At 47.7% G+C, this 23,451-nt stretch carries 17 protein-coding genes; 2 read left to right on the top strand and 15 right to left on the bottom strand.

Features of this window, described 5'->3' with window-relative positions; translation table 11 throughout:
• Nucleotides 1–174 precede the first annotated feature (174 nt).
• The 3 genes from ACFQ2O_RS08095 to ACFQ2O_RS08105 all read right to left on the bottom strand — a co-directional run bounded on the left by ACFQ2O_RS08095 (nt 175) and on the right by ACFQ2O_RS08105 (nt 2,134).
• Complete coding sequence (locus ACFQ2O_RS08095) at nt 175–633, bottom strand: hypothetical protein (RefSeq protein ID WP_377525415.1); 459 nt, start codon at nt 631–633, stop codon at nt 175–177.
• 25 nt (nt 634–658) lie between these two features.
• Nucleotides 659–1,177 (bottom strand): hypothetical protein, encoded by a 519-nt coding sequence (locus ACFQ2O_RS08100; RefSeq protein WP_377525418.1) that lies wholly within the window; start codon nt 1,175–1,177, stop codon nt 659–661.
• Between the two features lie 180 nt (nt 1,178–1,357).
• A complete protein-coding gene (locus ACFQ2O_RS08105) occupies nt 1,358–2,134 on the bottom strand; it encodes a TonB family protein (RefSeq protein WP_377525421.1) in 777 nt (258 codons plus the stop codon).
• 180 nt (nt 2,135–2,314) lie between these two features.
• On the opposite strand from ACFQ2O_RS08105, the gene ACFQ2O_RS08110 reads away from it, so the two are divergent.
• The gene (locus ACFQ2O_RS08110) at nt 2,315–4,165 is read left to right on the top strand and encodes an ABC transporter ATP-binding protein (protein ID WP_377525424.1); all 1,851 of its coding nucleotides are present in this window, start codon (nt 2,315–2,317) and stop codon (nt 4,163–4,165) included.
• 311 nt (nt 4,166–4,476) lie between these two features.
• Here ACFQ2O_RS08110 and ACFQ2O_RS08115 read toward each other — a convergent pair whose 3' ends face one another.
• From ACFQ2O_RS08115 to ACFQ2O_RS08150, 8 genes are all read right to left on the bottom strand, one after another.
• Nucleotides 4,477–5,193 (bottom strand): DUF2490 domain-containing protein, encoded by a 717-nt coding sequence (locus tag ACFQ2O_RS08115; RefSeq protein ID WP_377525427.1) that lies wholly within the window; start codon nt 5,191–5,193, stop codon nt 4,477–4,479.
• A 125-nt stretch (nt 5,194–5,318) separates the two neighbouring features.
• Nucleotides 5,319–7,097 carry an SLC13 family permease gene (locus tag ACFQ2O_RS08120; RefSeq protein ID WP_377525430.1) on the bottom strand — a complete coding sequence of 593 codons (1,779 nt, stop codon included), beginning with the start codon at nt 7,095–7,097 and terminating at the stop codon, nt 5,319–5,321.
• 140 nt (nt 7,098–7,237) lie between these two features.
• Complete coding sequence (locus ACFQ2O_RS08125; RefSeq protein WP_377525433.1) at nt 7,238–7,666, bottom strand: hypothetical protein; 429 nt, start codon at nt 7,664–7,666, stop codon at nt 7,238–7,240.
• A gap of 170 nt (nt 7,667–7,836) precedes the next feature.
• The gene (locus tag ACFQ2O_RS08130; RefSeq protein ID WP_377525436.1) at nt 7,837–8,301 is read right to left on the bottom strand and encodes a fasciclin domain-containing protein; all 465 of its coding nucleotides are present in this window, start codon (nt 8,299–8,301) and stop codon (nt 7,837–7,839) included.
• Between the two features lie 245 nt (nt 8,302–8,546).
• Nucleotides 8,547–9,170: a rhomboid family intramembrane serine protease gene (locus tag ACFQ2O_RS08135; RefSeq protein ID WP_377525440.1), complete on the bottom strand. Its 624-nt coding sequence runs from the start codon at nt 9,168–9,170 to the stop codon at nt 8,547–8,549.
• A gap of 216 nt (nt 9,171–9,386) precedes the next feature.
• Nucleotides 9,387–10,361 (bottom strand): polyprenyl synthetase family protein, encoded by a 975-nt coding sequence (locus ACFQ2O_RS08140; RefSeq protein ID WP_377525443.1) that lies wholly within the window; start codon nt 10,359–10,361, stop codon nt 9,387–9,389.
• Nucleotides 10,362–10,368: 7 nt separating this feature from the next.
• Nucleotides 10,369–12,654 carry a ribonuclease R gene (rnr, locus tag ACFQ2O_RS08145; RefSeq protein ID WP_377525446.1) on the bottom strand — a complete coding sequence of 762 codons (2,286 nt, stop codon included), beginning with the start codon at nt 12,652–12,654 and terminating at the stop codon, nt 10,369–10,371.
• A gap of 773 nt (nt 12,655–13,427) precedes the next feature.
• Entirely contained in the window at nt 13,428–15,254 is a 1,827-nt protein-coding gene (locus ACFQ2O_RS08150; RefSeq protein ID WP_377525449.1) for an ABC transporter ATP-binding protein, read from the bottom strand.
• A 155-nt stretch (nt 15,255–15,409) separates the two neighbouring features.
• Here ACFQ2O_RS08150 and ACFQ2O_RS08155 point away from each other — a divergent pair, with 155 nt between their 5' ends.
• On the top strand, nt 15,410–16,015 hold the full coding sequence (locus ACFQ2O_RS08155; protein ID WP_377525452.1) for an HAD family hydrolase: 606 nt from the start codon (nt 15,410–15,412) through the stop codon (nt 16,013–16,015).
• Nucleotides 16,016–16,394: 379 nt separating this feature from the next.
• Here the strand turns inward: ACFQ2O_RS08155 and ACFQ2O_RS08160 are convergent, their stop codons facing one another.
• From ACFQ2O_RS08160 to ACFQ2O_RS08175, 4 genes are all read right to left on the bottom strand, one after another.
• Nucleotides 16,395–17,018 (bottom strand): lipoprotein signal peptidase, encoded by a 624-nt coding sequence (locus ACFQ2O_RS08160; protein ID WP_377525456.1) that lies wholly within the window; start codon nt 17,016–17,018, stop codon nt 16,395–16,397.
• Between the two features lie 146 nt (nt 17,019–17,164).
• Complete coding sequence (ileS, locus tag ACFQ2O_RS08165; protein WP_377525460.1) at nt 17,165–20,518, bottom strand: isoleucine--tRNA ligase; 3,354 nt, start codon at nt 20,516–20,518, stop codon at nt 17,165–17,167.
• Nucleotides 20,496–22,955, bottom strand: coding sequence for an efflux RND transporter permease subunit (locus tag ACFQ2O_RS08170; protein WP_377525463.1), 2,460 nt, complete (start codon nt 22,953–22,955; stop codon nt 20,496–20,498). Before ACFQ2O_RS08170 ends, ileS begins: the two co-directional genes overlap by 23 nt.
• A 224-nt stretch (nt 22,956–23,179) precedes the next feature.
• Entirely contained in the window at nt 23,180–23,323 is a 144-nt protein-coding gene (locus tag ACFQ2O_RS08175) for a hypothetical protein (RefSeq protein WP_377525466.1), read from the bottom strand.
• Nucleotides 23,324–23,451: the final 128 nt, after the last annotated feature.

Below are 23,451 nucleotides of genomic sequence, written 5' to 3' on the forward strand. Positions count from 1 at the left end.
AAGTTTAGATTAGTTTAGTTTGTTTTAAGGTGAGAGAAAGCCCCGTCATTAAATGGCGGGGCTTTTCTCATATATGCTTTTTGTGACCCAGGTTAACGGTATTGGCGCAGCCAGTAAAGGGGAAACCTATTTACGCTCAACACATATCAGAAAGCCCTTTAACCCATTTTATACTTATACTCTGTTCATCACCAGCAGCCAAGATATTAATATTGCCAAGGGCATGATAGCCAGGAATAGCTTTAGCATTAAAACGGGCCCCGTTGTGCCGGAACGCCAGGAACCTCTGCTGAACGTATAGCGGGCACTAACAATCAAAGAGAAAAGCACCAGCACAGAAACAGAAATATGAACGATCTGCACTACCTGTGGCGCATCGGAGCCTGTAGCCCAAATACGCAACCCTATCCTCACCAGCCAGGGCACCAGCGCCAGAGAACAGAGCAGCGCCAGCAGTGTACCTAGCTTTATCCGGAAAAGCGTTAGCCAGGAAGCTAGCCCAAAAAGTGCCATACCTGCCAGCAAGGCCACATCAGCATAAGTATTTTTGGGCACCAGAATATAGCCCCTAAAGAACAGAATAACTGTTGCCGTGGCAACACCCGTTAAGAAGTACAGCAGATACCTTGTCATATAAGGGTATCATACTGCAAAATGGTTATTTAAGATATTTCTTCGGGATAGGCTGGGTAGCAGTTTCAGGGGTAAAGAGCAGGCTGGCAATCCACCAGCGGCCTTTATCAAAAACTAACTGATAGGTGTTTACTCCTCTGTCTTCTACCTTGCCTGTGGGGCTGCCAACTCTCGTTTCATATGTCTGGAAAGCGATGGCCAGATTGCCGAAACGCTCTGTTCGCAGTGCCAGCTGGTTCTCATAAAAGCCTATTTCAGCATAAGCCGGACCGTTGCTTTCAGCAAACTTCTCTGCTGTTGTTAAACGCACAAAGCTGCTGTCGCCCTTGTAGAACACACCGCCCATCTGTGCATTTGGCAGAAACAGCGCCTTAAACGCCTCCATGTCGCGCTGCTGCCCTTTGGGGCCGGAGATGATTTTTAAGCCTGCCGCTGTGATGGCTTCTATACTTGCCACATCTGCCCGCGGTGCGGGCTTCTGCTGGGCCTGGGAAGTATAAACTATACTGGCTATAAGCAGCAACGCAAAAAGGAGCTTCTTCATCGTTTACAGTTTTATCTAGTTGAACATTTCAGCGGCAGGAAGTATCCAACGTCCACGGGCAAACATTCTATTAGCTCGAACCTCTGCTATTATAGTAAGGGCATTCCTAGTCCAGGTACTGCCAATTCTGATTGATTCGGTCTGTCTTATTCTCGTTACCCACTATTAGGCTACCTTACCTCATCGCCCTAAACTAAATCGTACTGGCAAGTTGTATTTCGCACTGACGGCTTTACCCTCTAGCTTAGCTGGTTGCCACTTAGGCATTTTCTTTACCACTCTTAGAGCCTCATTGTCTAAGTCTTGGTCAACACTTTGCGCAACAACGGGATTGCATAGTTCACCGTTTTCGTCCACAATAAAGCTTATTACAACTACACCACTTATGCCCCTGCGTTGGCTTGAAGCCGGGTAACGGGTGTTCTGACCAAGAAACCTTAGCATGGCTTGTTCACCGCCAGGAAATAATGGCTTTTCGCGGTAAGGTACAAAGGCTACTTCTTTGCCCTTCTCATCGTAGCACTTGCCGCCCAGGCGCTCTCCATTTTCATAGAGCTCTTCGCGCTTTAATAAGCCAGATGTATAATAGGTTTTCAGTTCGCCGTGCATTTCGCCTTTGCTAAACTGAATGCTGTGCCTTTTGCCGTTAGGGAAAAAGGTTAATAATTGCCCATGGATTTTGCGTGGCTCATATACCGAAGTATAATATGCTTTTGATAAAGCTATATAATCTGAGGTGTCGGATACAATCTTGTAGAGCGTGATAATGCCATCCTTAGCTTTACCATGTTTTCGTTCTATCACCTCCACAAACTTGGCACCCTGCGGGTTGGTCATTGCCTGTCTGGTGGCATCGTAATACAGCACGTGCTTTACCTGTGCTTTGGCGGCATCAGCAAAAAATAAGATGGCGCCTGCCAGTGCCATAACTAGTGCAGACTTTAAGTTGGTTTTCATTAAATTGGTTGGTTTACTACAGCTGATAATAGGCAGCAAAAGTACAGAATAGCTATGGTTGCCACAACTGAGCATCAGGCAAACTAAACAGTGCAATTACATTTTTAAGAACAAAACCTATAGCTGGCTGTATAGCTATCTAGAGTTGCCATAAAGCACGGCACTCCCTCCATATCTACTATGAGCAAAGCGAAGAAAGGAACGAGAGATACAGCAGACCAACAGGAAAAGAAAAGCCTGCGCGAACAGGCAAGTGCGCTTAAAAACTTGCCTACGTTTTTTCGGATGGTGTGGGACACCAGCCCTAGCCTCACGATCATAAACCTGCTGCTGCGCCTGGTAAAAGCCGCTCTGCCGCTGGCTTTGCTGTATGTAGGCAAGCTGATTATAGATGAGGTAATCCGGCTGCTGGATGTGCCCGGAGAACAAAGTCTCACCTACCTCTGGACCATTGTGGCGCTGGAACTGGGCTTGGCTATACTTTCGGACATCATTAACCGGGGCATTACCCTGGTAGATAGCCTGCTCGGCGACCTGTTTTCTAACCAAACATCTGTGGCGCTGATTGAGCATGCGGCTAAGTTGGATTTGGCGCAGTTCGAAGATGCTACTTTTTACGATAAGCTAGAGCGGGCGCGCCGTCAAACTGTGTCGCGGGTAGTGCTTATGTCGCAGGTGCTCTCGCAGGGGCAGGATATCGTTACTATTGCATTTTTGGCGGCCGGTTTGATTGCTTTCAACCCCTGGCTTATACTTATACTGCTGGTGGCCGTGATACCGTCTTTCCTCGGCGAGACGCACTTTAATGAACGTAGCTACTCCCTCTCCCGCTCTTGGACACCTGAACGCCGTGAGCTGGACTACCTGCGCTACATTGGTGCCTCCGACGAGACAGCCAAAGAGATCAAAACCTTTAACTTATCCGGCTTCCTGTCAAGTCGTTTTAAAGAGTTATCAGACAAATACTACCTGCTTAACAAAGGCATTACCATGAAGCGCGCTTTCTGGGGCAGCGCCTTGTCTGCGCTCGGCACGTTGGCCTACTACGGTGCTTACGTGTTTATACTAATGCAAACGGTGGCCGGAGTAATTACAGTCGGTAGCTTAACCTTTCTGGCTGGCTCGTTCAGCAGTATGCGTGGGCTGCTGCAGGGCATCATGACGCGCTTTTCACAGATAGCCGAGAGCGCTTTATACTTGCAGGACCTGTTCGATTTCCTGGCGCTACAACCACAGATCACACCACCCGCAAACCCGCTGCCTTTGCCTCGGCCTATTCAGGAGGGTTTTACTTTTGAGAATGTTGGGTTCAAGTATCATAACTCTGAAAGATGGGCTGTACGGCACCTATCATTTCATTTAAGAGCCGGTGAAAAACTGGCCTTGGTTGGGGAAAACGGAGCTGGCAAAACTACACTGGTAAAGCTGCTGGCGAGGCTATACGAGCCAAACGAAGGGCGAATACTTTTAGACGGCAAAGACCTCCGCGAGTATGACCTAAATGATCTGCGCCACCAGGTGGGTATTATTTTTCAGGACTACGTGCGCTTCCAGATGACCGCCTCCGACAACATCGCCATTGGCCAGATCAGTAACATCAGGGACAAAGAGCGCATACAAGGCTCTGCCCAGAAAAGCCTTGCCGACCTTGTGATTCAACGCCTGCCGGATAAGTATGAGCAGGTACTGGGCAAGCGCTTCAACAATGGCGTAGAGCTATCGGGTGGCGAGTGGCAGAAAGTGGCCTTGGCCCGCGCCTACATGCGCGATGCGCAGCTGCTTATACTTGATGAGCCTACTTCTGCGCTTGATGCCCGCGCTGAACATGAGGTATTCCTGCGCTTTTCGGAATTAATCGAAGGCCGCACTGCCGTGCTTATCTCCCACCGCTTCTCTACCGTGCGTATGGCCGATAGAATTCTGTTTTTGGAGCAGGGCCAGCTAAAGGAACTTGGCTCGCATGAAGAGCTACTGGCACAAAACGGCAAGTATGCGGAGCTGTTTCAGCTGCAGGCAAGAGGCTATTTGTAATTTTGAATAACTGAATGACTAAATTCTGAATGAGTAACTATGCGAACTGAAAGAAACTAGTTAAGAACATGTTTAAAATTCATCCTTTGCGCTGCAAAAGCCTGTAAAGGAACCTGGCTTCACGCTTTTCTCGCCCCATAGCGCTGCTATGAAGCTCTAAAACCGCTTTGCCAAAACCTATTCCATTCAGCTTTCGCTTGCAAAAACGAAATGTAAACAAGCTCTAACAAGTAGGTAAAGCTTACGCAGCTGGAGTATAACCTGTATTCACCCATTCAATTATTCAAAAGTCAGTTATTCAAAATTGCTTATTATTCAGCTTCTTTTCGTTTTAAGTCGACCCTGTGGCTAACTATAAAGCGAAGTATATCTCTGTCGTAGAATTGATAACCTGACGCACTTTGCTGAAACCACTTCAGGTAACCAGCTTCTACGCTCACGTTCTTGTGTACCGGATAGCTTAAGCCAAGGTAAATCCTGTTCTGATCAAACCTGTTGTTCGTGATGTTTTTGCCAGCGTTAAACATGAGCTCGTTGTTTAGCTTCGCTTTTAAAGGCTGCTGCCCGATCTTCAGCAAGGGATATTCTAAACTCAACCGATACCTAAAGCGGTAATTCGAAGTATAGCCTTCTGCCAGTTCTCCATCGGCAGTGTTTCTAAAGTACCTTCTCTCGGCTCGATACCGATGTGCTATCGTTAGCTTATGCAGGGGTTGCTTGTAGTCGAGTTGCAGATGTGGCCGAAGTTCCGGCACTACCAGCTTTACCGCTGCGTGTGGGTCATGAGGGCTTTGCAGGAAGTAAGCGAAACCGGCAGCAGCTTCCCATCCTTTCCCTAAAGTATAGCGCGCCTGCCCCCTTGTCAAGAACTGGTGCTGCTCATCTGGATTTATAAAGCGCCGCTCCTCTACTTCTACGTTGATGCTCCATCGCTCACTTAGCTCCAGTGTATTATTGTACCCGTACCATACTAACTGCTGGTGCGTCACCTCCTTGGCTGTATTTTGCGCCCGGAGTGAAGATGCCACTAATAAGCACCACAGCGCTAGAGATATTTTGCACATATTCATACTTGCAAATGTACTACCCCACAGCTTCACAAATATGGGGTGAAGCCGATCAAACGAAAATAATCCACGTGGAACGAAATCTTCTAAAACGGAAAGAAAAACGGAATAATAATAGAGGCTACAATCCAGAGCAGAATGTTGAGTGGTGTGCCTACTTTTAGGTAATCAGCGAAGCGGTAATTGCCGGGCCCGTAAATCATGGTATTGGTTTGATAGCCCATGGGTGTCATAAAACTTAAGGAGGCGGCATAAGCTACAGCCATCAGGAAAGGCCTTACACTCACCCCCATCTCTTCGGCTGTAACTATGGCAATGGGTGCCAGCAAAGCTGCCGTAGCGTTGTTTGACATAAAGTTAGTGGCCATAAAAGTGATAAAAAAGAAGACTGATAACAGCGCGTGTGGCCCATAATCTCCGACACCGTAAATCAGGTAGTCAGCCAAAAGTTTGGCAGCGCCGGTTTTTTCCAATGCTGCCCCCATCGATAGTACACCCGCCAGCATGAAAATCACTTTCCAGTCAATCACTTTGTACACTTCCTCTATTCGGATACCTCCCAGCATAATCAGCAGCATCACACCAGCCAGTGCACTTACCACAATAGGCATTAGGCCTGTTGCAGCAGTTACTATCACGCCTAAGCTGATGAGCAAAACCGGAATAATCTTACCATAGTTAAAGTGGCTGCGCTCTGTTTGGGAGATAATGAGCAGGTCTTCGTTCTGCCGTAGTTTACCTGCCTGAAAATTATTGGCTCCAATCAGCAGCACATCTCCGGCAGATAATTTTACATGGGTAGGCTTTTGGTGCAGAATTTCATCGCGGTGGCGAATAGCCAGCACCGAAGCGCCGTGGTTATAAGACCTGAAATCGAGTTCTTTAAGTGATTTGCCCTCCATGTAAGAGTTTGGCGTGATGATAGCCTCATACAGTTTGCTGTGGCTCATGCGCATGTCCTCATCTCTGAACTTGCGCTCCGACTTCAGCTTAACGCCTTTTTCCTGTTTCAGGCTTTTCAGTTTGTCTACTCCTATCCGCACCTTTAGCACATCATTGGCTTTAAGTATAAGTGTAGGGAAAACCTGTATCTTTTCTTTGCTGCGTGTTACCTGCATTACTTCTATATCCAGGTCACGTACCAGGCCGGATTTCTGTAGCTGCTGTCCTACTGAAGGGGAATCCGGCAATAATATAATCTCTGTCAGGTAATCTCCCAGGTCAAACTCTTCAGACAGGTTTTCGGAAAGCTTGCGGCTCGGCAAAAGGTGCCTACCCACAAAAAACATATACGCTACTCCCACTACTAGAAAACACAGGCCCGCCGGAGCAAGCTCAAACATACCTATAGGTTTTTCGCCCTGGGTCTGGGCAATGCCACTTACCAGAATGTTAGTAGATGTGCCGATAAGTGTACACACACCTCCCAGTAAGGAGCCAAAACTTAAGGGGATGAGTAGTTTAGAGGGGCTGACCTTTATATCGCGGCTTACCTGAATGACGACAGGCATCAGTAGCGCGACCACGGCTGTATCGTTAATAAAAGCTGAAAGACCAGCCGCAATAAGCATAAGCGAAAGCAGGCATAACAGGTAATTTTTTCTACCTATGCGTGTTAGGGCGATACCTACACTACTAAGAGCACCAGATTTAGAGATAGCAGAGCTGATGATAAACATGCTAGCTACCGTAATAGTAGCAGGGTTGCTAAAGCCTGCAAGTCCTTCTACCGGTGTTAGAATACCAGTTAAAACGAAAAGCAGCATGATCAGGACCGCAACCGTATCGATGGAAAGGCGTTCGGTTACAAACAGTATAACCGCCAGCACAATTATCCCTAAAACGATAATAATCTCGACAGTCATAAGCACAACATATCTGGTGGAGCACGATCTCTGGCTTGCCAAACCAACTAAAGGCGGCAGCAGGTGGGGTAAACCTGTACCCTAACCTATGCAGAGTACCTTCCGGCGTTATACTTTACTGTGGGAGTGTTAGTTACAGCTTATTGATTTTTAATCCAGGCTTCAGCCTGATTATAAGAGGTAAAACGAGAAAGGGGAAGTTGACTTTTATTGACCATATCGTCTATCTGCAAGGCAAAAATATGATCATCAGGCTCTATACTGGCAGCTATCTTAAGGCCAGCATCCATTAGGAGCTTATGCGCCTCTACATGAAGGCACATCACTTTCTGTGGGTGCGTTATCATGTTGCGTAAATCCAAGAGTACAGAAAAACCGGGCACCGTCAGATCAATTGTTTTCTGTAGATCTTCAAGATAATCAGGAGCTACAGAAGTATTCTTCCAAAATCCTTTAATTGCCAGATAAATTCTTTTCTCTGCACTACTGTATAGCAGCTCGTAACTTTTGTTTTGTGCTACCATGATATTCGCGGTTTCTGGTGCGGTATGTTCGCTAGTTTTATACATTGTCTCTTATCACATACGCATATATCCGTATAAGTACTTAAACTTTAAAAGTATTCTATAAGCCCTCAAGCCAAAAAAGATTGTTCTTTGGACAATTACCCTTTAAAATCAGTATAAATACTTAATATGCAAGATAGGTAAAAATGCATCCCCAAAATAAATGCAGCTGCTTATATTTGTAAAACGCCAATTATTTCATGTAAGATTCCGTTCTTCACTTGCTGATCAGACTGCTGGATGCGTAAACCGTTTACCAGTGTATAATCCTTTTTGCGGTAGGTTGTAAGGCTTGTTCCACCAATGGTTTTTATAGAAGATCCATCTTTCATATCCTTTTCCTGGTAGGAGCCTAGTATGATATGGTTAGAAAGAATTGCCCTTAAACGCTCTGGCGACTCCTGCTGCAGACTCTGTAGCTCACTTTCAGGAGGAGCAAGCAAGGTAACAGGCGCATCGGCAGACAAAACTGGAGCCAAACCTGCCTTCGTTAGTAAACCAGCTAACACAGGTCGCTCCTGTATAACATGCTGTAAAAGAGATTGTGGTTGGCTCTGGGCAATTGATACCTGCCAACAAGCGAGAATGAGTGCAACTAAGGCAATTCTATGGTATATATAGCTGTAGCGTAACGTCATAGTGGTATAGGCTGTAGTATAGTATACGTATAAGCACATAAGAGCATGCTTAAATTTTATACTTTGCGCTGCAAACTCACTTAAACGAACCTGGGTTCACGCTTTCCTCGCCTTATAACGCTGCTATAAAGCTCTAAAACAGCTTTACCAGAACCCTTTCCAGGCAGCTTTCACTTGTAAAAACAAAATTAAAACAAGCTCTAGACAGCTAACGTTTCGGCTAACCTGCTACTTTCCTGCTAGCACTAGAACATGCGCCAGTTAGCAATCTGATTCACAAAGCTTGGCAGCGCCTGCGGCACCAACAGCAGGCTTAGCAAAAACCCGTATAAGGCACCGTAAAGGTGGGCATCGTGGTTGATGTTATCCCCCATGCGTTTACCCGAGAAGTAAGAATACATCATGTACAGCACACCGAAAATAAAACCAGGAATACAGATAAAGGCAAAGAGGCAGATATCCAGGGTTGGATAAAATAGTATACTTGCAAACACAATAGAAGACACACCACCTGAGGCACCCAGCGCACGGTAAGGCGGGTCGTTACGGTGCTTAAAAAAAGTCGGGATGTCTGATACAATAATACCGCCCAGGTACACGAGCAAGTATAATAGCACACCGGTTGTATCGCCATACACAGATTTAAAAACAAGCTCTACCACATCTCCGAAGAAGAACAGCGTGAACATGTTAAACAATAGGTGCGTGAAGTCAGCGTGTAAGAACCCTGAAGTAATAAAGCGATACCAGGAGTTATCCCGCTGCACGGCATAAGGCTGAAAAATCCACTTATGCATCAGGCTTTCGTTTTGCCAGGCATATAGCGAAATACCTACAGTTATGATGATAAGGATGATGGTAACGCTCATGTTTAAATTTTGAATGAATGATTGAGTGAATTCTGAATAACTGATTTTTGAATGACTGAATCTTTGCTGCCGTCTTATGAGTATCCTGGTAGCAATCCGCAACTGCCTTAGGGCTTTGCCACCGAAATCCTTTCAGGATGATTATGATTATAGGGAATAGTAACAGGAAAAAATAAAAATTTACTCATTCGCTCAACCACTCATTCACAATTAAAACTAACTGTCCCGCTCCATTAGCTGAAGCGTGAGAGCACGTATAGCTGCCTTTCGATCTTCGGGTAGCTGAATGGCATTGAAATGCTGCATGGCCTTCTGGAAGTATACTTCTATTTGCTGCTCCGTTTGCTGGCGGATGCCAAGTTGGTCATAAATAGTTGTGATGGCTTTTACCTTGTCAGCCGCAATACAATCATCGCCCTGGTTGCGCCAGTTGTGGATGATGTTCAGCTGCTCCTCGCTTGCCTGCTCCAGTGCTGTCAGCATCAGGAAGGTTTTCTTATCAGAAAGAATGTCGCCGCCTACCTGCTTGCCAAATTTGTTCTGGTCGCCATATACATCCAGCAGGTCGTCGCGCAATTGGAAAGCAATGCCCACATTATCGCCAAAGGATTTCAAATGCTCTGCATCAGCTTCGGGTGCTCCCTGAAGTATTCCTCCAAGTTCCAAGCTAAAGCCCAGCAACACTGCTGTCTTCAGCGTAATCATCTGGATGTATTCTTCCCGGCTCACCTGCTCGCGGCGCTCAAAGTTCATGTCCAGTTGCTGGCCCTCGCATACTTCGGCAGCTGTTTGGCTAAAGAGCTGCAGCACCTTGCGCAGCTTATCTGGCTCTACGCCCAGCAGTAGCTCATAGGCGCGCACGAGCATCACATCGCCGCTAAGTATGGCGGTGTTGGCATCCCACTTTTCGTGCACGGTTTGTTGCCCACGGCGCAGCGGGGCTTTGTCCATGATGTCGTCGTGCATGAGCGTAAAGTTGTGGAAAACCTCTACTGCCGCAGCAGGCAATAATGCCGTTTCAACCTCCTCATCGTACATTTCTGCAGCCAAAAGCACTAATAATGGCCTTATGCGTTTGCCGCCTAAGGCCATTATGTAGCGTATGGGTTCGTACAGCTCCGTCGGGTTTTCGCCGTAACGAAGCGTGGATAAAGTTTGACTTATCTTATTAGAAAGGGTGCTGATATCCACAGGATATTTAATGTTGTTTTAGTGTTTTAACCAGTTCCAGATCGATGGTGCGGTCATTCAGGTTGGCGCTCTTCACCTCTACCATCACCTCATCACCAAACGAAATAATGCGTTTTGTCTGGCGACCAATGATGCGATAGTTATCAGCATCCAACTCGTAGTAGTCGTCGTTAAGATCTGACAGGCGTACCATACCCTCGCACTTGTTCTCTTCTATCTCCACAAAGATACCCCATTCTGTGACACCAGACACAATGCCTTTGTATTGGTTGCCGATAGTATCTTTCATAAATTCTACCTGCTTATACTTGATAGAGGCACGCTCGGCGTCGGCGGCACGTTTCTCCATTTCAGAAGAATGGCGGCAACGCTCTTCATACTCCTCTTTGTCTGTGGTTGAACCTCCATCGAGGTAGTGCTGCAACAGACGGTGCGCCATCATATCTGGGTAACGGCGAATTGGGGAGGTAAAGTGAGAGTAATGTGCAAAAGCAAGACCAAAGTGACCTTCCGGCTCGGTGCTATACTTGGCTTTGGCCATCGTGCGGATAGCCAGGTTCTGCAGTACGCTTTGCTCCGGTTTACCTTCAATCTCAGCTGTCAGGTGGTTCAGTTCGTCAGAAATATCTCCGTCAGGATCTACTTTATAACCAAACTTACGGGCAAAAAGAGCAAAAGTAGCTAACCTGTCCGGGTCTGGATTTCCGTGGGTACGGTACACCATGGTTGGGCGCTTTTTGCCTTTGCCAAGGTTGTACACAAACTCGGCTACTTTTTTGTTGGCCAGCAGCATGAACTCTTCTATCAGCTTATGCGCGTCTTTGCGCTCCTTCACATAGACAGAAAGCGGCTTACCGTCTTCAGACAGGTTAAACTTCACCTCTGTTGTTTCGAAAGAGATTGCTCCGTTTTTAAAGCGTTTTGCCTGTAGCTTTTTAGCGATATTGTTCAGCGTATTCACCTCCTCGGCAAAGTCACCTTCGCCCGTCTCAATACGTTCCTGGGCTTCCTCGTAAGAGAAGCGGCGGTCGGAGTAAATAACCGTGCGGCCGTACCAGGTATCATACAGTTTTCCTTTCTCGTCCAGCTCAAACACGACAGAGAAAGTTAGCTTCTCTTCGTTTGGCCTTAATGAGCAAAGGCCGTTAGAAAGGCGCTCCGGTAGCATCGGAATGGTTCGGTCCACCAAGTATACCGATGTGGCTCTATGGAAGGCTTCTTTTTCTAAAATTGTTTTTGGGTGCACATAATGCGTTACATCAGCAATGTGCACGCCTATTTCCCAGTTACCGTTTTCTAGTTTCTGAATAGAAAGGGCATCGTCAAAGTCTTTCGCATCGGCGGGGTCTATGGTAAAGGTGGTGACATCTCTAAAGTCCCGACGCTTGGCAATTTCGCCTGCAGTGATCTTATCCGAAATAGACTCTGCCTCCTCTTCCACCGTTTCCGGAAACTCAAATGGCAAACCGAACTCAGCCATGATCGAGTGAATTTCAGCCTCATTTTCGCCAGCTGGTCCAAACACACGAATTACTTCGCCTGTTGGGTTCTTGTCTGGCTTATCAGGCCATTCAGTAATTTTGACCAATACTTTATCGCCTGAGTTGGCTCCGTTCAGACCACGCTCTCCTACGAACACATCAAAGTATAGCTTTTTGAAATCTGGCACTACAAACCCAAAGTTTTTCGATAGCTCCATGATTCCCACTAACTCGGTTCTAGAACGCTCCAGCACCTCAATTACAACACCTTCCTGGCGACCACCGCGCACCGTTGGAGAGACCTCCACCTTCACGACGTCGCCATCCATGGCATAATTCAGGTTTTCACGGAACACGCGCACGTCTTCTTCGCGGCCTTCTGATACAATGTAGGCATACTTGCTATTCGCTAAATCTACACGGCCCGTTATGATGTCCATTTTCAGGTTCATCATATACTTATCGCCATCTACCTGCAGCAGCTTGTTTTCATTTTTCAGGGCACTTACAATGCTCTCTACCTGCTCACGGCCTTTCTGGTCAATAATGCCAAGACGGCGGAACAACTGGCGTACCGTAAATACGGTATCCGGGCTGTTAGAGAAAACTTCTAAAACGAGTGCCTTCGCTGATTTTGGGCCTCCTTTGCGAGATGAGGCGTCACCTCCTCGTTTAGAAGAGGAATCTCCTCGAGATGATGATGACCTGCCTCTAGATGAGTTCTTTCCGCTGGAAGATGATTCGCCCCGTCCTCTGGAGCTGTTGCGCTTGTCACGGCTTTCGTCGCCGCTTTTATTCTTTTTACTTCTCATGTATCTTTTTAATGCATCTGCGGTCGCTAAAGCAGCAACCACTTCTATCTTACAATGTTTCGGGTAAATAGTTTATTCTCTATACGCCGGAAGTAGCTGTAAGGCTAAAGTATGCGGTTATTTTCAGGTGAAGTTATATAGAATAATCTATATAAATAGGGTTAACGTGGTTTTATGATTTTGGAAGGGTTGGTGATGTGTGGTACAATGAGAGGTATGGAAGACCAACTGTTGTCTCTATCTAAAGCATCAGCTTGTGACTCGACTGCCGCTGCTTATACTTTCATTGTCCCTACTTGCAGCATCTTCAACCAAGCTATTCTTGCTAGTTTCTGTTCATCCTCCAGCTCCCAAACAACAATCGTTGCACTTTATACTTTATACTTTATACTTTGGAGAGCTCACGGCCGCGGGGCCTCGTACTCGGGTATTGCGCTGTGTAGCCTTCCTTTGCTACCCTTCGGCCGCAATGCCCTTACGGGCACCGGAACTCTACAAGGCGCTCAACCCAAGGACTGGGATTTGGTTCCTGTAGCCACCACTGACGGAGCTCGGACTTCTCCTCCTCCTTGGAGGGGCTGGGGTGGGTTCTCCTGAATAGCTTAGCTCCAGCGCTTGTACCTAGAAGCGGCAGTTACAGATTTCCCTCCTTAGACAAAGAGGGGCTAGGGGTGGTTGAATTACAGCACCGTCAAAGTAAAGGCAGCTAAAGCAACTTTTACCCCATCCTGCCCATCCAATAATCCTGTAAATCCTGATTCAGACAAATAGACTTATAGCCCTGCCTTCATCCGCTCACGCTTTTCCTGCGCTTTGATGATATCCTCTGGCTCTCCTTTCGGAATGGCGCTGATGAGGGTGCGGGTGTATTCCTGCTGTGGGTTCTGGTAAAGTTGATCTGGGGTGCCGCTCTCCACAATCTGTCCTTTGCTCATGACCAGGATACGGTCCGACATGTACTTGGCAACAGACAAATCGTGGGTGATAAAGATGTAGGTGATCTGGAACTCATGCTTCAATTTGTTGAGCAGGTTTAGTACCTGCGCCTGCACCGACACGTCCAACGCCGACACCGACTCATCACAGATAATGCACTTGGGCTGTAGTGCCAAGGCCCGGGCTATACTTATACGCTGCCGCTGCCCACCTGAGAACTCGTGTGGATAACGTTGAAAGTGATCTGGCAAAAGTCCCACTTTATCAAGTAGTTCCATGGCTTTTGCACGTCTCTCTTTGTCATTCGCATAGAGTTTATGCACCTGCATTGGCTCCATGATAGCATCGCCCACGGTATGCATCGGGTTTAAGGACGCGTATGGATCTTGGAAGATCATCTGAAAATCGCGGCGGCTCTTGCGAAGCTCTTTTGGGTTGAGCTGTGCGATGTCCTGCCCCTCAAAAATGATACGCCCTTCGGTTGGCTCCACCAGGCGCAGCAACGCTCGTCCCAACGTAGTTTTACCACAACCCGACTCTCCCACCAAACCGATTGTTTCACCGGGCTGGATGGTAAAGCTTACCCCGTCTACTGCTTTTACATAGTCGGTAGTGCGGCCAAAGAAGCCTTTCTTGATTGGGAAGTATACTTTTAGATTCTCCACCTGCAGTAGCGGTGGCTTCTGTTTATTCTCGCGCTCGTGCTTTATGTCCGTAATGGTACCAACGTAGTTATTTACTACATCCACCAGCGACGGTTCTTGCACCTCTTTCTTCTTTTCGATGATATTGCCGAACTCATCTTCCTGCATAAAGTCAGACACCGTCGGAAGTACAGATTGTGCCTTCGCTGATAGTTTTGGCCGGCAGGCCAGTAAGCCTTTGGTGTAAGGGTGCTGCGGGTTGGTGAAGATATCCAGCACCTTTCCCTGCTCCACCAATTTGCCTTTATACATGACCAGGATACGATCGGCTATCTCAGCTACCACACCTAAATCGTGTGTGATGAAAAGTACTGCTGTGTTCTCCTTTACCCGTAGCTCATCAATCAGCTGTAGCATGCGTGCCTGCACCGTTACATCTAAGGCAGTGGTGGGCTCGTCGGCAATAAGTATACTTGGCTCGCAGGCCATGGCCATGGCAATCATCACACGCTGCTTCTGTCCACCTGAAATCTCATGTGGATAAGCATCATAAATCTTCTCTGGCCTTGGCAGCCTTGCCTTCTCAAAAAGCTGTATAGTACGTTCTTTGGCTTGTTTTTCTGATAAGTCAGTATGAAGCAATAGCACCTCCGCCACTTGTTTTCCACACGTATAAACCGGGTTTAGCGACGACATCGGCTCCTGAAAAATCATGCTGATCTCGTTACCGCGTATCTGCTGCATCTGCTTCTCAGGCAGCGATACCAGATCTACCTGCCCAAATTTCTCTGACTGAAAAATGGCTTCCCCTCCTGCTATCTTACCCGGCGGCGTATTGATAAGCCGCATCACCGACAGCGATGTAACGGACTTACCCGACCCAGATTCACCTACTATGGCTACTGTTTCACCTGGGTAAACCTCAAACGACACTTTATTCACGGCTGTGGTTGTGCCACGGTGCGTGGAGAAAACCGTTTCTAATTCTCTGACCTGAAGTATGGGGATAGGTGTTGCCAAGGGTAAAATCAGTTTGTGCTTTTGGTAAAAATAAGCTTTTTTTCGAGATGATGCGTACTCTTCTGTTAGCTCTTAGAAGGCAGTAAGACTTAGTTGCTATCCTGGGCAACAGGCTATACTTTTGCTTTACTACTTACAACTGACAAATAACACCTATGATTAAAACGATCATTTTCGACCTAGGAGCTGTGCTGATTGACTGGAACCCGCACTACCTGTACCGCAAACTATTTAAGAAGGAAGCCGACATGCAACACTTCCTGGAAAACATCTGCACCCCTGAATGGAATGAGGAACAGGATGGTGGCCGCTCTTTGAAGGAGGCGACAGATATACTTGTGGCGCAGTATCCGGAGCAGGAAGAGAACATAAAAGCGTTTTATGGCCGCTGGGAAGAAATGCTGGGCGGTGCTATTGAAGGTACAGTTGCTATTTTTCGGGAGCTAAAGGATAGCGGCAAGTATAACATCTATGCTCTCACCAACTGGTCGGCAGAAACATGGCCAATTGCAGTAGAACGTTTTGAATTCCTAAACTGGTTTGACGGTGTGGTGGTTTCTGGTACCGAGAAAGACCGCAAGCCCTTTGATTCTTTCTACCACACCTTGCTAAAGCGTTATGATGTACATCCGTCTGAAGCCATTTTTATTGATGATAACCTGCGTAACGTGAAAGCAGCTGAGAAACTGGGAATAGAGTCTATTCACTTTACTTCGCCGGAAGAGTTGCGGAAGGCTTTAGAGGAGAAAGGGATTCTGTAGATCTCGCAGTGTGCGCAGCTCCTGCGAGCGTCTGGAGTGAATTATTGATTTTGAATAACTGACTTTTGAATAACTGAATTTTATATGATTGACTGACGATTCTTATACTTGCACTATTTCCTTTTGTCATCTTGGAAAGATCTTGGTTGCGGAGCGCGATAGCCTTCTCAGCTTGCCCACAGGATACCTACAGGATGACAAAAGGGAATCACCAAGTATATGACTTACCAAACTCTTTTGACTATTTCTTCCCACAACAGGAGTCAGTCAGTTATTTAATCATTCATTTATTCAAAATTAACAAATACAGAGGTCTTAAAACAATAGCGGCTGCCTTGTTCAGGCAGCCGCTATTGTTTTATACTTTGCTCTCTATTCTTTACAGACCTTGTTCTCTCTCCATCATGGATCTTTGTGCTGGCTGAGGCTCTTCTCCGAAAAACCGTTTCTGGTTAAACAGGATCAGCAGCACACCTATAAAAATGGCAGAGTCTGCTACGTTAAAAATTGGCCACAGCGACATAGGCTTGCCACCTAACAGCGGCACCCAATGCGGCACAATGCCTTCCCATATATCTACATAAAACATATCAACTACCTGCCCGTGAAACCAAGGCGTAGATGAACCATAAGGTGCATTATCAAACCAAACACCATAGAAGGTACTGTCGACTAGATTACCGATGGCTCCACCAAGTATAAGCGCTATGCACCAGATAAGGCCCTTCGGGGCTTTATGGCTGGCCAGGTAATACAGGTAATAGCCAATACCAAACATAGCCACTAACCGAAACATAGTTAACATAAGCTTACCATAGTCAGAGCCCAGCTCCACACCAAAGGCCATACCTGGATTTAAAGTATAGTGCAGTTTCAGCCAATCGCCGAGTAGCACTATTTCGCCGGGCATGCCCATTTCCATGTTGTAGTGCACGAGCAGCTTCACGGCCTGGTCTACCAGGATAACGGCCAACGCAGCCAGGTAATATTTCAGGTATTTCATATCTGTTCTTTATGCAGCTCTTTATAGACTTTAGATATTAGACGTTAGATTTTAGACTCTCCGCTGTATCAAAAGGCTAAAGAAGCCGCTGCAATATACTTCTTAAAGTATAAAAGCACCCGTACTTGCTACGGGTGCTTCTTGTTTTATACGGATGCTTTCTCCGTCTGTATCTGAATATATACTTTGTACTCGTCGATATCTAACAAAGTAGCACTGTCAAGCGTCTCTACTGTCTCCAGCGACAAAGCCTGCGTTTCGGCACAGATATAGTTGCTGTAGTTGTCTACCGCTGCTGTTACCTCGGGCACACTACGCTGCAACAGGATATGGATCTTATCCTGCACCTCCAGGTTCGTATCCTTACGCAGGTTCTGGATGCGGTTTACAAGATCGCGGGCTATGCCTTCCTGCTTCAGTTCCTCTGTCAGGGTGATATCCAGCGCTACTGTCAGTTTGCCTTCGTTGGCAACCAGCCAGCCCGGGATATCCTCGGAAGAGATTTCCACGTCGTCCGGTGTTAGTACGGCTGTTTCCTCCTCGTTCAGCATCACCTCAAAACCACCTTCACGCTCCAGCGTGGCAATGTCGTTCTGGTCCATGCGCTGCACGGCGGCGGCAACCAGCTTCATCTTCGGCCCGAATACTTGGCCCAGCTTCTTAAAGTTCGGCTTGATCTTCTTCACCAGTACGCCTGATGTATCGTCGATATACTCGATCTCCTTCACGTTCACCTCGCTTAGAATCAGGTCGGCTACGGCATCAATCTGCGCACGCATTCTATCGTTCAGTACCGGAATCAGGATGCGGTGCAGTGGCTGACGTACCTTGATCATCTCCTTCTTGCGCAGCGAGTGCACCAGAGACGATACGGTTTGCGCCAGTTGCATACGCTCTTCCAGATCCTTATCAATAGCACCTTCCGTTACCTCTGGATATAGTGCCAGGTGTACCGATTCTACCTCGTTTCTGCCACTCACGCTGTTCAGATCCAGGAACAACTGCTCTGCGTAGAACGGAGCCACCGGAGAAGCTAGTTTAGCCACTGTCTCCAGGCAAGTATAAAGCGTCTGGTAAGCGGCCATTTTATCGGTGTTGTACTCGCCTTTCCAGAAACGCTTGCGGTTCAGGCGCACGTACCAGTTGCTCAGGTCGTCTACCACGAAATCCTGAATGGCACGGGCAGCGCGCGTTGGGTCATAGTCCGCATAGTGGCTGTCTACATCCTGCACCAGTGTGTTCAGCTTTGAGATGATCCAACGATCAGACTCTGTACGCTGCGCCATCGGCACATCAGCCTCCGAGTACGTAAAGTTGTCGAGGTTGGCATACAGCGCGAAGAACGAGTAGGTGTTCTGCAGTGTGCCGAAGAAACGACGCTGCGTCTCCACTACGCCATCCGGGTTGAACTTCAGGTTGTCCCAAGGTGGCGCATTCGCGATCATGTACCAACGCACCGCATCCGGACCATATTGGCCGATCATCTCAAACGGATCGATGGCGTTGCCAAGGCGCTTGCTCATCTTGTTGCCGTTCTTATCCAGCACCAAGCCGTTCGCGATGACGTTCTTGTACGCTACACTATCTTCCAGCATAACAGCTAGTGCGTGCAGCGTAAAGAACCAGCCGCGTGTCTGGTCTACACCTTCCGCAATGAAATCAGCAGGGAAGTTCTTTTCAAAGATTTCCTTGTTCTCGATTGGGTAGTGCCACTGTGCATAAGGCATCGCGCCAGAATCAAACCAAACGTCGATAAGGTCTGGCTCTCTGTACATTGCCTTACCAGACTTACTAAGCAATATGATGTTGTCCACATAAGGGCGGTGCAGGTCTTTTACCTCTACACCAGCATCCATCACACCTGCTTCTACTGCTTTGGCTATCTCTTCATGCAGTTCTGCAATAGAGCCGATGCAGATTTCTTCCTCCCCGTCTTCTGTTCTCCAGATTGGCAGCGGCGTACCCCAGTAGCGCGAACGCGACAGGTTCCAGTCTACCAGGTTCTCGAGCCAGTTACCGAAACGACCAGTACCCGTGGACTCTGGTTTCCAGTTGATGGTTTTGTTCAGCTCGATCAACCTGTCCTTCACAGCCGTGGTTTTGATAAACCAGCTATCCAGCGGATAGTATAGCACCGGCATATCTGTTCTCCAGCAATGTGGGTACGTGTGCTCGTACTTCTCTACCTTGAACGCCTTGCCTTCTTCTTTTAGCTTGATGGCAATCTTAACGTCCGTTGGTTTGTAGTCTACCCCGTTCTCATCTTCGCCAGTGTAGTTCTTCACATACATGCCGGCAAAGTCGGTGATCTCTTTCACGAAGCGGCCTTGCCTGTCCACGATCGGGCCTAGCTTTCCGTTTTCGTCTAGCACCAGCAGCGACGGAATATCATTCTGCGCAGCTACACGGGCATCGTCTGCACCAAAAGTTGGCGAGATGTGCACAATACCGGTACCATCTTCTGTCGTTACGAAATCACCGATCACTACACGGAAAGCTGGCTTCTCTGGCTGCACGTATGGCAGCAGCTGGTGGTACTCTGCCCCGTTCAGATCAGCTCCGGTAAACTCTTCTACTACTTTGAAAGGAATCAGCTTGTCGCCCGGTTTGAAATCTTCCAGCGCCAGGTCAGCAGCTTTCGGGTTGAAGTAGCGGCTTACGAGGTCTTTACCCAATACCACCGAGATCGGCTCAAATGTATATGGGTTGAAAGATTTTACCTTTACATACTTGATGCCTTTGCCTACAGCCAAGCCTGTGTTGGCAGGAAGCGTCCACGGCGTAGTCGTCCAGGCAAGGAAGTATACTTTCTCGTCCTCGTTCTCGAACAGGAACATGTTGCGGGTGATCTTCTTCACCTCAAACTGCGCCACGATGGTGGTATCCTTCACCATTTTGTAGCAGCCCGGCTGGTTTAGCTCGTGCGAGCTAAGGCCGGTGCCGGCTGCCGGAGAGAATGGCTGGATAGTATAGCCTTTGTACAGGTAGCCTTTGTCGTACAGCCTGCGCAGCAGCGCCCAGCAAGACTCGATATACTCGTCCTCGAAGGTGATGTACGGGTTGTTCAGGTCTACCCAGTAGCCCATCTGCTCGGTAAGCGTATCCCACTGGTTCTTGAAACGCATCACCGTTTCGCGGCAGCGCTGGTTATACTCCTCTACAGAGATTGTTTTGCCGATATCCTCTTTCGTAATGCCCAGCTCCTTCTCTACCTGCAACTCGATGGGCAGGCCGTGGGTGTCCCAGCCGCCTTTACGGTTTACCTGAAATCCTTTCAGGGTTTTGTAGCGGCAGAAAATATCTTTCACGGCACGGGCCATCACGTGGTGAATGCCCGGCTTACCGTTTGCTGAAGGTGGTCCTTCGTAAAACACGAACGGGGCGTTGCCCTCGCGGGTAGCCACCGATTTTTCAAAGATGTTGTTCTTCTTCCAGAACTCCAGTACATCTTCGCCTACTTTGGCGTAGTTTAGATTTTTATACTCGTTGTACTTTACCATTTTCTGGTTCTTGTTCCTCTTGATCTAATTTCAAACGAAGCTGGGCCAGATCTAACTCAGCGTCGCTGTCTTCGTCGTAATATTCTTCGTAGCCCTCAATCAGGGCATCCGGTTCATGTATGTACTTGCCGCTGTCGAAACTCATCAACAACGTAGGCAAGATAATCAGGTTTGTAAATAAAGCAATCAGCAGGCTTACCGACATCAGTATGCCCAGCGCTTTGGTACCGCCAAACTCCGAAAAGGCGAAGATAACGAAACCAAAGAACAGTATCAGCGAAGTATAGATCATACTTGTACCTGCCTCTATCAAACTGCTCGTAATGGCCTTGCTCACGTTAAAGCCGTTGGCGTGCAACTCCGACCTATACTTAGCCAGGAAGTGGATCGAATCATCTATCGCAATGCCTAGTGCTATACTAAAAATTAACGCTGTACTTGGCTTCAGCGGTATGTTGAAAAGCCCCATCAACCCACCAGCTATAATCAGCGGTATCATGTTCGGTATCAGCGATATTACTACTACCCTGACAGATTTAAACAACAAGGCTATTATAAAAGTTACTAACACGAACGCCAGCAGCAAACTAGAGCGCAGGTTGTTGATGAGGTACTGATTTCCCTTGATAAACAACAGCGTAGTGCCCGTCAGGTTTACAGTTGTTTCGGCGCCGCTATCGTCGCGGGTAAAGCGCATGGTGTTTCCCTCATCGGCTACGGTTACGCCCTCACCACCGTAAATTTCACGCAGCTGTGGTTTAATTCTTTTGTTGATGAGCGTGTCTAGCTGGCGGGAACCTACGTCTGCCACTTTTAGGGAGATGCGGGCACTCTGGCCGGTGCTGTCTACGAAAGCGCGCAGCAGTTTTTGATTCGCCCCATCGTTCTGCTTGGCGAGGTAACTGAATATGAAGTTACGCTCCGTATTGTCTGGCAGGCGGTAAGAGCTAGGATCGCCTTCGTAAAAAGCCTGCGTAGCCGTCTTCACTAAACCAGCCACAGAGATAGGTGCGGAAAGTATAGGCTGCGTGTGCAGGAAGTCCTCCAGCTCACTCAGCTTGCGCAGGTTCGGCAAACGCATCACGCCTTGTTTGATGCCTGTGTCCACGATAATCTCCAGCGGCATCACCCCGTTAAAGTGCTGCTCAAAAAAAGCAAGATCAGCATTCACGCTGCTTTCCTCCGGCAGGTCATCCACCATATAAGAAACCGTCTTCACTTTATAGATGCCCCAGAAAGAGAGGCCAAGTATAAGCGTGAGGAAAAAGTATACCAGCGGGCGCTTGCGGTGCACGATAAAATCGAAGAACTCCAGCAGCTTGTTCAGTGGCTTGGCATCGAGGTGGCGCAGCTGGCGCTCGGTTGGCGGCGGCAAGTAAGAAAACAGCGCCGGCACCAGAATCATACTTATAATAAAGGTGACAAAGATGTTGATGCCTGCCACCACGCCAAACTCATACAGGATGGCGATGTGCGTAAAGGTGAACACGATAAAGCCAATGGCCGTGGTCGCATTGTTCACCAAATTCACCAGACCAATCTTGCTTATCACCCTTGTCAGCGCCAGTACCTTATTGCCGTGGCGTCTGTAGTCGAAGTGGTAACGGGCCAGCAGGTACGTGGTGTTCGGGATGCCGATGACCACGATGATGGAAGGAATAAGCCCGGTGAGCAGTGATATCTTATATCCGAACAGCGAAATGGTGCCCATCACCCATACCACCACCACACTGATCACCAGCATCGGGACAAGCACCGCATAGAACGAGCGGAAGAAGATAAACAGCGTAACAGCTGTTACGAGCAGGGCCAGCACCAGGAACAGCTTCATTTCAGAAGCTACTTTAGTTGTCATCACCGCGCGCACATAGGGCAGGCCTGCGTAGTGCAGCTGTATTTTCGTATCTTTTGTGAATTGCTCTGTCAGCGCAGAAATATTATCCATTACCTCTACACGACGGGCAGAGTTGAGGTAAGCTGGATCTACGGTGATGGCCAGCAGGGTGGCTCCTGTCTTTTGGTTGATGATTTGCCCGTTGTAGAAGTGCTGATTTTCTACTACCTGCAGCAGGCTATCAAGCCGTGACTGTGTTTGCGGAAAAGGGGCAAATATGTTCTGTGTGGTAAACTTGCGCTCAGCAGTATCTTTTACGACCTGCACCAGGCTTGGCAGAGCAATTACTCCCTTTACGCCTTCTACCTGGCTAACCTGCTCCGTTAGCTTCTGCAGTTGTTTAAACTTCTGAAGCTGATAGATGCTCTTATCCTGCATCCCCACTACCAGCACATTTCCGTCTTCGCCAAAAGTTTGCTTAAAGCGGGTGAAGTACTGCATGTCGGGGTCGTCAGGACTCACCACGTTGGCGAAGTCGTACGACATTTCTACGTTGCGGGCATGGTACCCCATAAACGCAGTAAGCACGGCTAAGATCAACATCAGCCTTAGCCTATTCTTGATAATAAAAATGGCAATCTTATTCCACATGGTCCGGCTACAACAATTCGGCAAAGGTACGGAATTTTTGCGCACCCTACAGAGCATCAACCGTTAAACATAGACCGGACAGAGAGAAAACCAGATAAACCGGTGTAAGCTGATTAAAAACAAAATAGCCCCGCTTTTGGCAGGGCTATTTCTGTGCAAATTGTATAGCTGTTGGTTTAGCTTTTCTTCTTTGAACTGCTGCTGGAGTCGTTTTTAGGAACACAATTCGGTACCTGATTTCCGTCTTTTTCTTTCATTCCAACCTGTTCATAATTTTTCCAGCAGGGATCTTTGTCTTTATCTTTCTTACTGTCTGACATGTCTTTTAATGTTTGGTTTATACTTACATACGCACCTCCTCTCCTGCCAGACTTATAGTTTGGTTAAACCTCAAAAGCTTTTAGTTTAAGCGCAATACAATCAGGTGCAGCTGTGAATAAACAGCTAA

The organism is Pontibacter rugosus (assembly GCF_042678745.1).
GTDB lineage: Bacteria > Bacteroidota > Bacteroidia > Cytophagales > Hymenobacteraceae > Pontibacter > Pontibacter rugosus.

Bases quoted from the DNA above. Each gene is read 5' to 3' on its own strand.
- ACFQ2O_RS08095 (WP_377525415.1), bottom strand. From the start codon at position 633: ATGACAAGGTATCTGCTGTACTTCTTAACGGGTGTTGCCACGGCAACA.
- ACFQ2O_RS08100 (WP_377525418.1), bottom strand. From the start codon at position 1,177: ATGAAGAAGCTCCTTTTTGCGTTGCTGCTTATAGCCAGTATAGTTTAT.
- ACFQ2O_RS08105 (WP_377525421.1), bottom strand. From the start codon at position 2,134: ATGAAAACCAACTTAAAGTCTGCACTAGTTATGGCACTGGCAGGCGCC.
- ACFQ2O_RS08110 (WP_377525424.1), top strand. From the start codon at position 2,315: ATGAGCAAAGCGAAGAAAGGAACGAGAGATACAGCAGACCAACAGGAA.
- ACFQ2O_RS08120 (WP_377525430.1), bottom strand. From the start codon at position 7,097: ATGACTGTCGAGATTATTATCGTTTTAGGGATAATTGTGCTGGCGGTT.
- ACFQ2O_RS08125 (WP_377525433.1), bottom strand. From the start codon at position 7,666: ATGTATAAAACTAGCGAACATACCGCACCAGAAACCGCGAATATCATG.
- ACFQ2O_RS08130 (WP_377525436.1), bottom strand. From the start codon at position 8,301: ATGACGTTACGCTACAGCTATATATACCATAGAATTGCCTTAGTTGCA.
- ACFQ2O_RS08135 (WP_377525440.1), bottom strand. From the start codon at position 9,170: ATGAGCGTTACCATCATCCTTATCATCATAACTGTAGGTATTTCGCTA.
- rnr (WP_377525446.1), bottom strand. From the start codon at position 12,654: ATGAGAAGTAAAAAGAATAAAAGCGGCGACGAAAGCCGTGACAAGCGC.
- ACFQ2O_RS08155 (WP_377525452.1), top strand. From the start codon at position 15,410: ATGATTAAAACGATCATTTTCGACCTAGGAGCTGTGCTGATTGACTGG.
- ACFQ2O_RS08160 (WP_377525456.1), bottom strand. From the start codon at position 17,018: ATGAAATACCTGAAATATTACCTGGCTGCGTTGGCCGTTATCCTGGTA.
- ileS (WP_377525460.1), bottom strand. From the start codon at position 20,518: ATGGTAAAGTACAACGAGTATAAAAATCTAAACTACGCCAAAGTAGGC.
- ACFQ2O_RS08170 (WP_377525463.1), bottom strand. From the start codon at position 22,955: ATGTTGATCTTAGCCGTGCTTACTGCGTTTATGGGGTACCATGCCCGC.
- ACFQ2O_RS08175 (WP_377525466.1), bottom strand. From the start codon at position 23,323: ATGTCAGACAGTAAGAAAGATAAAGACAAAGATCCCTGCTGGAAAAAT.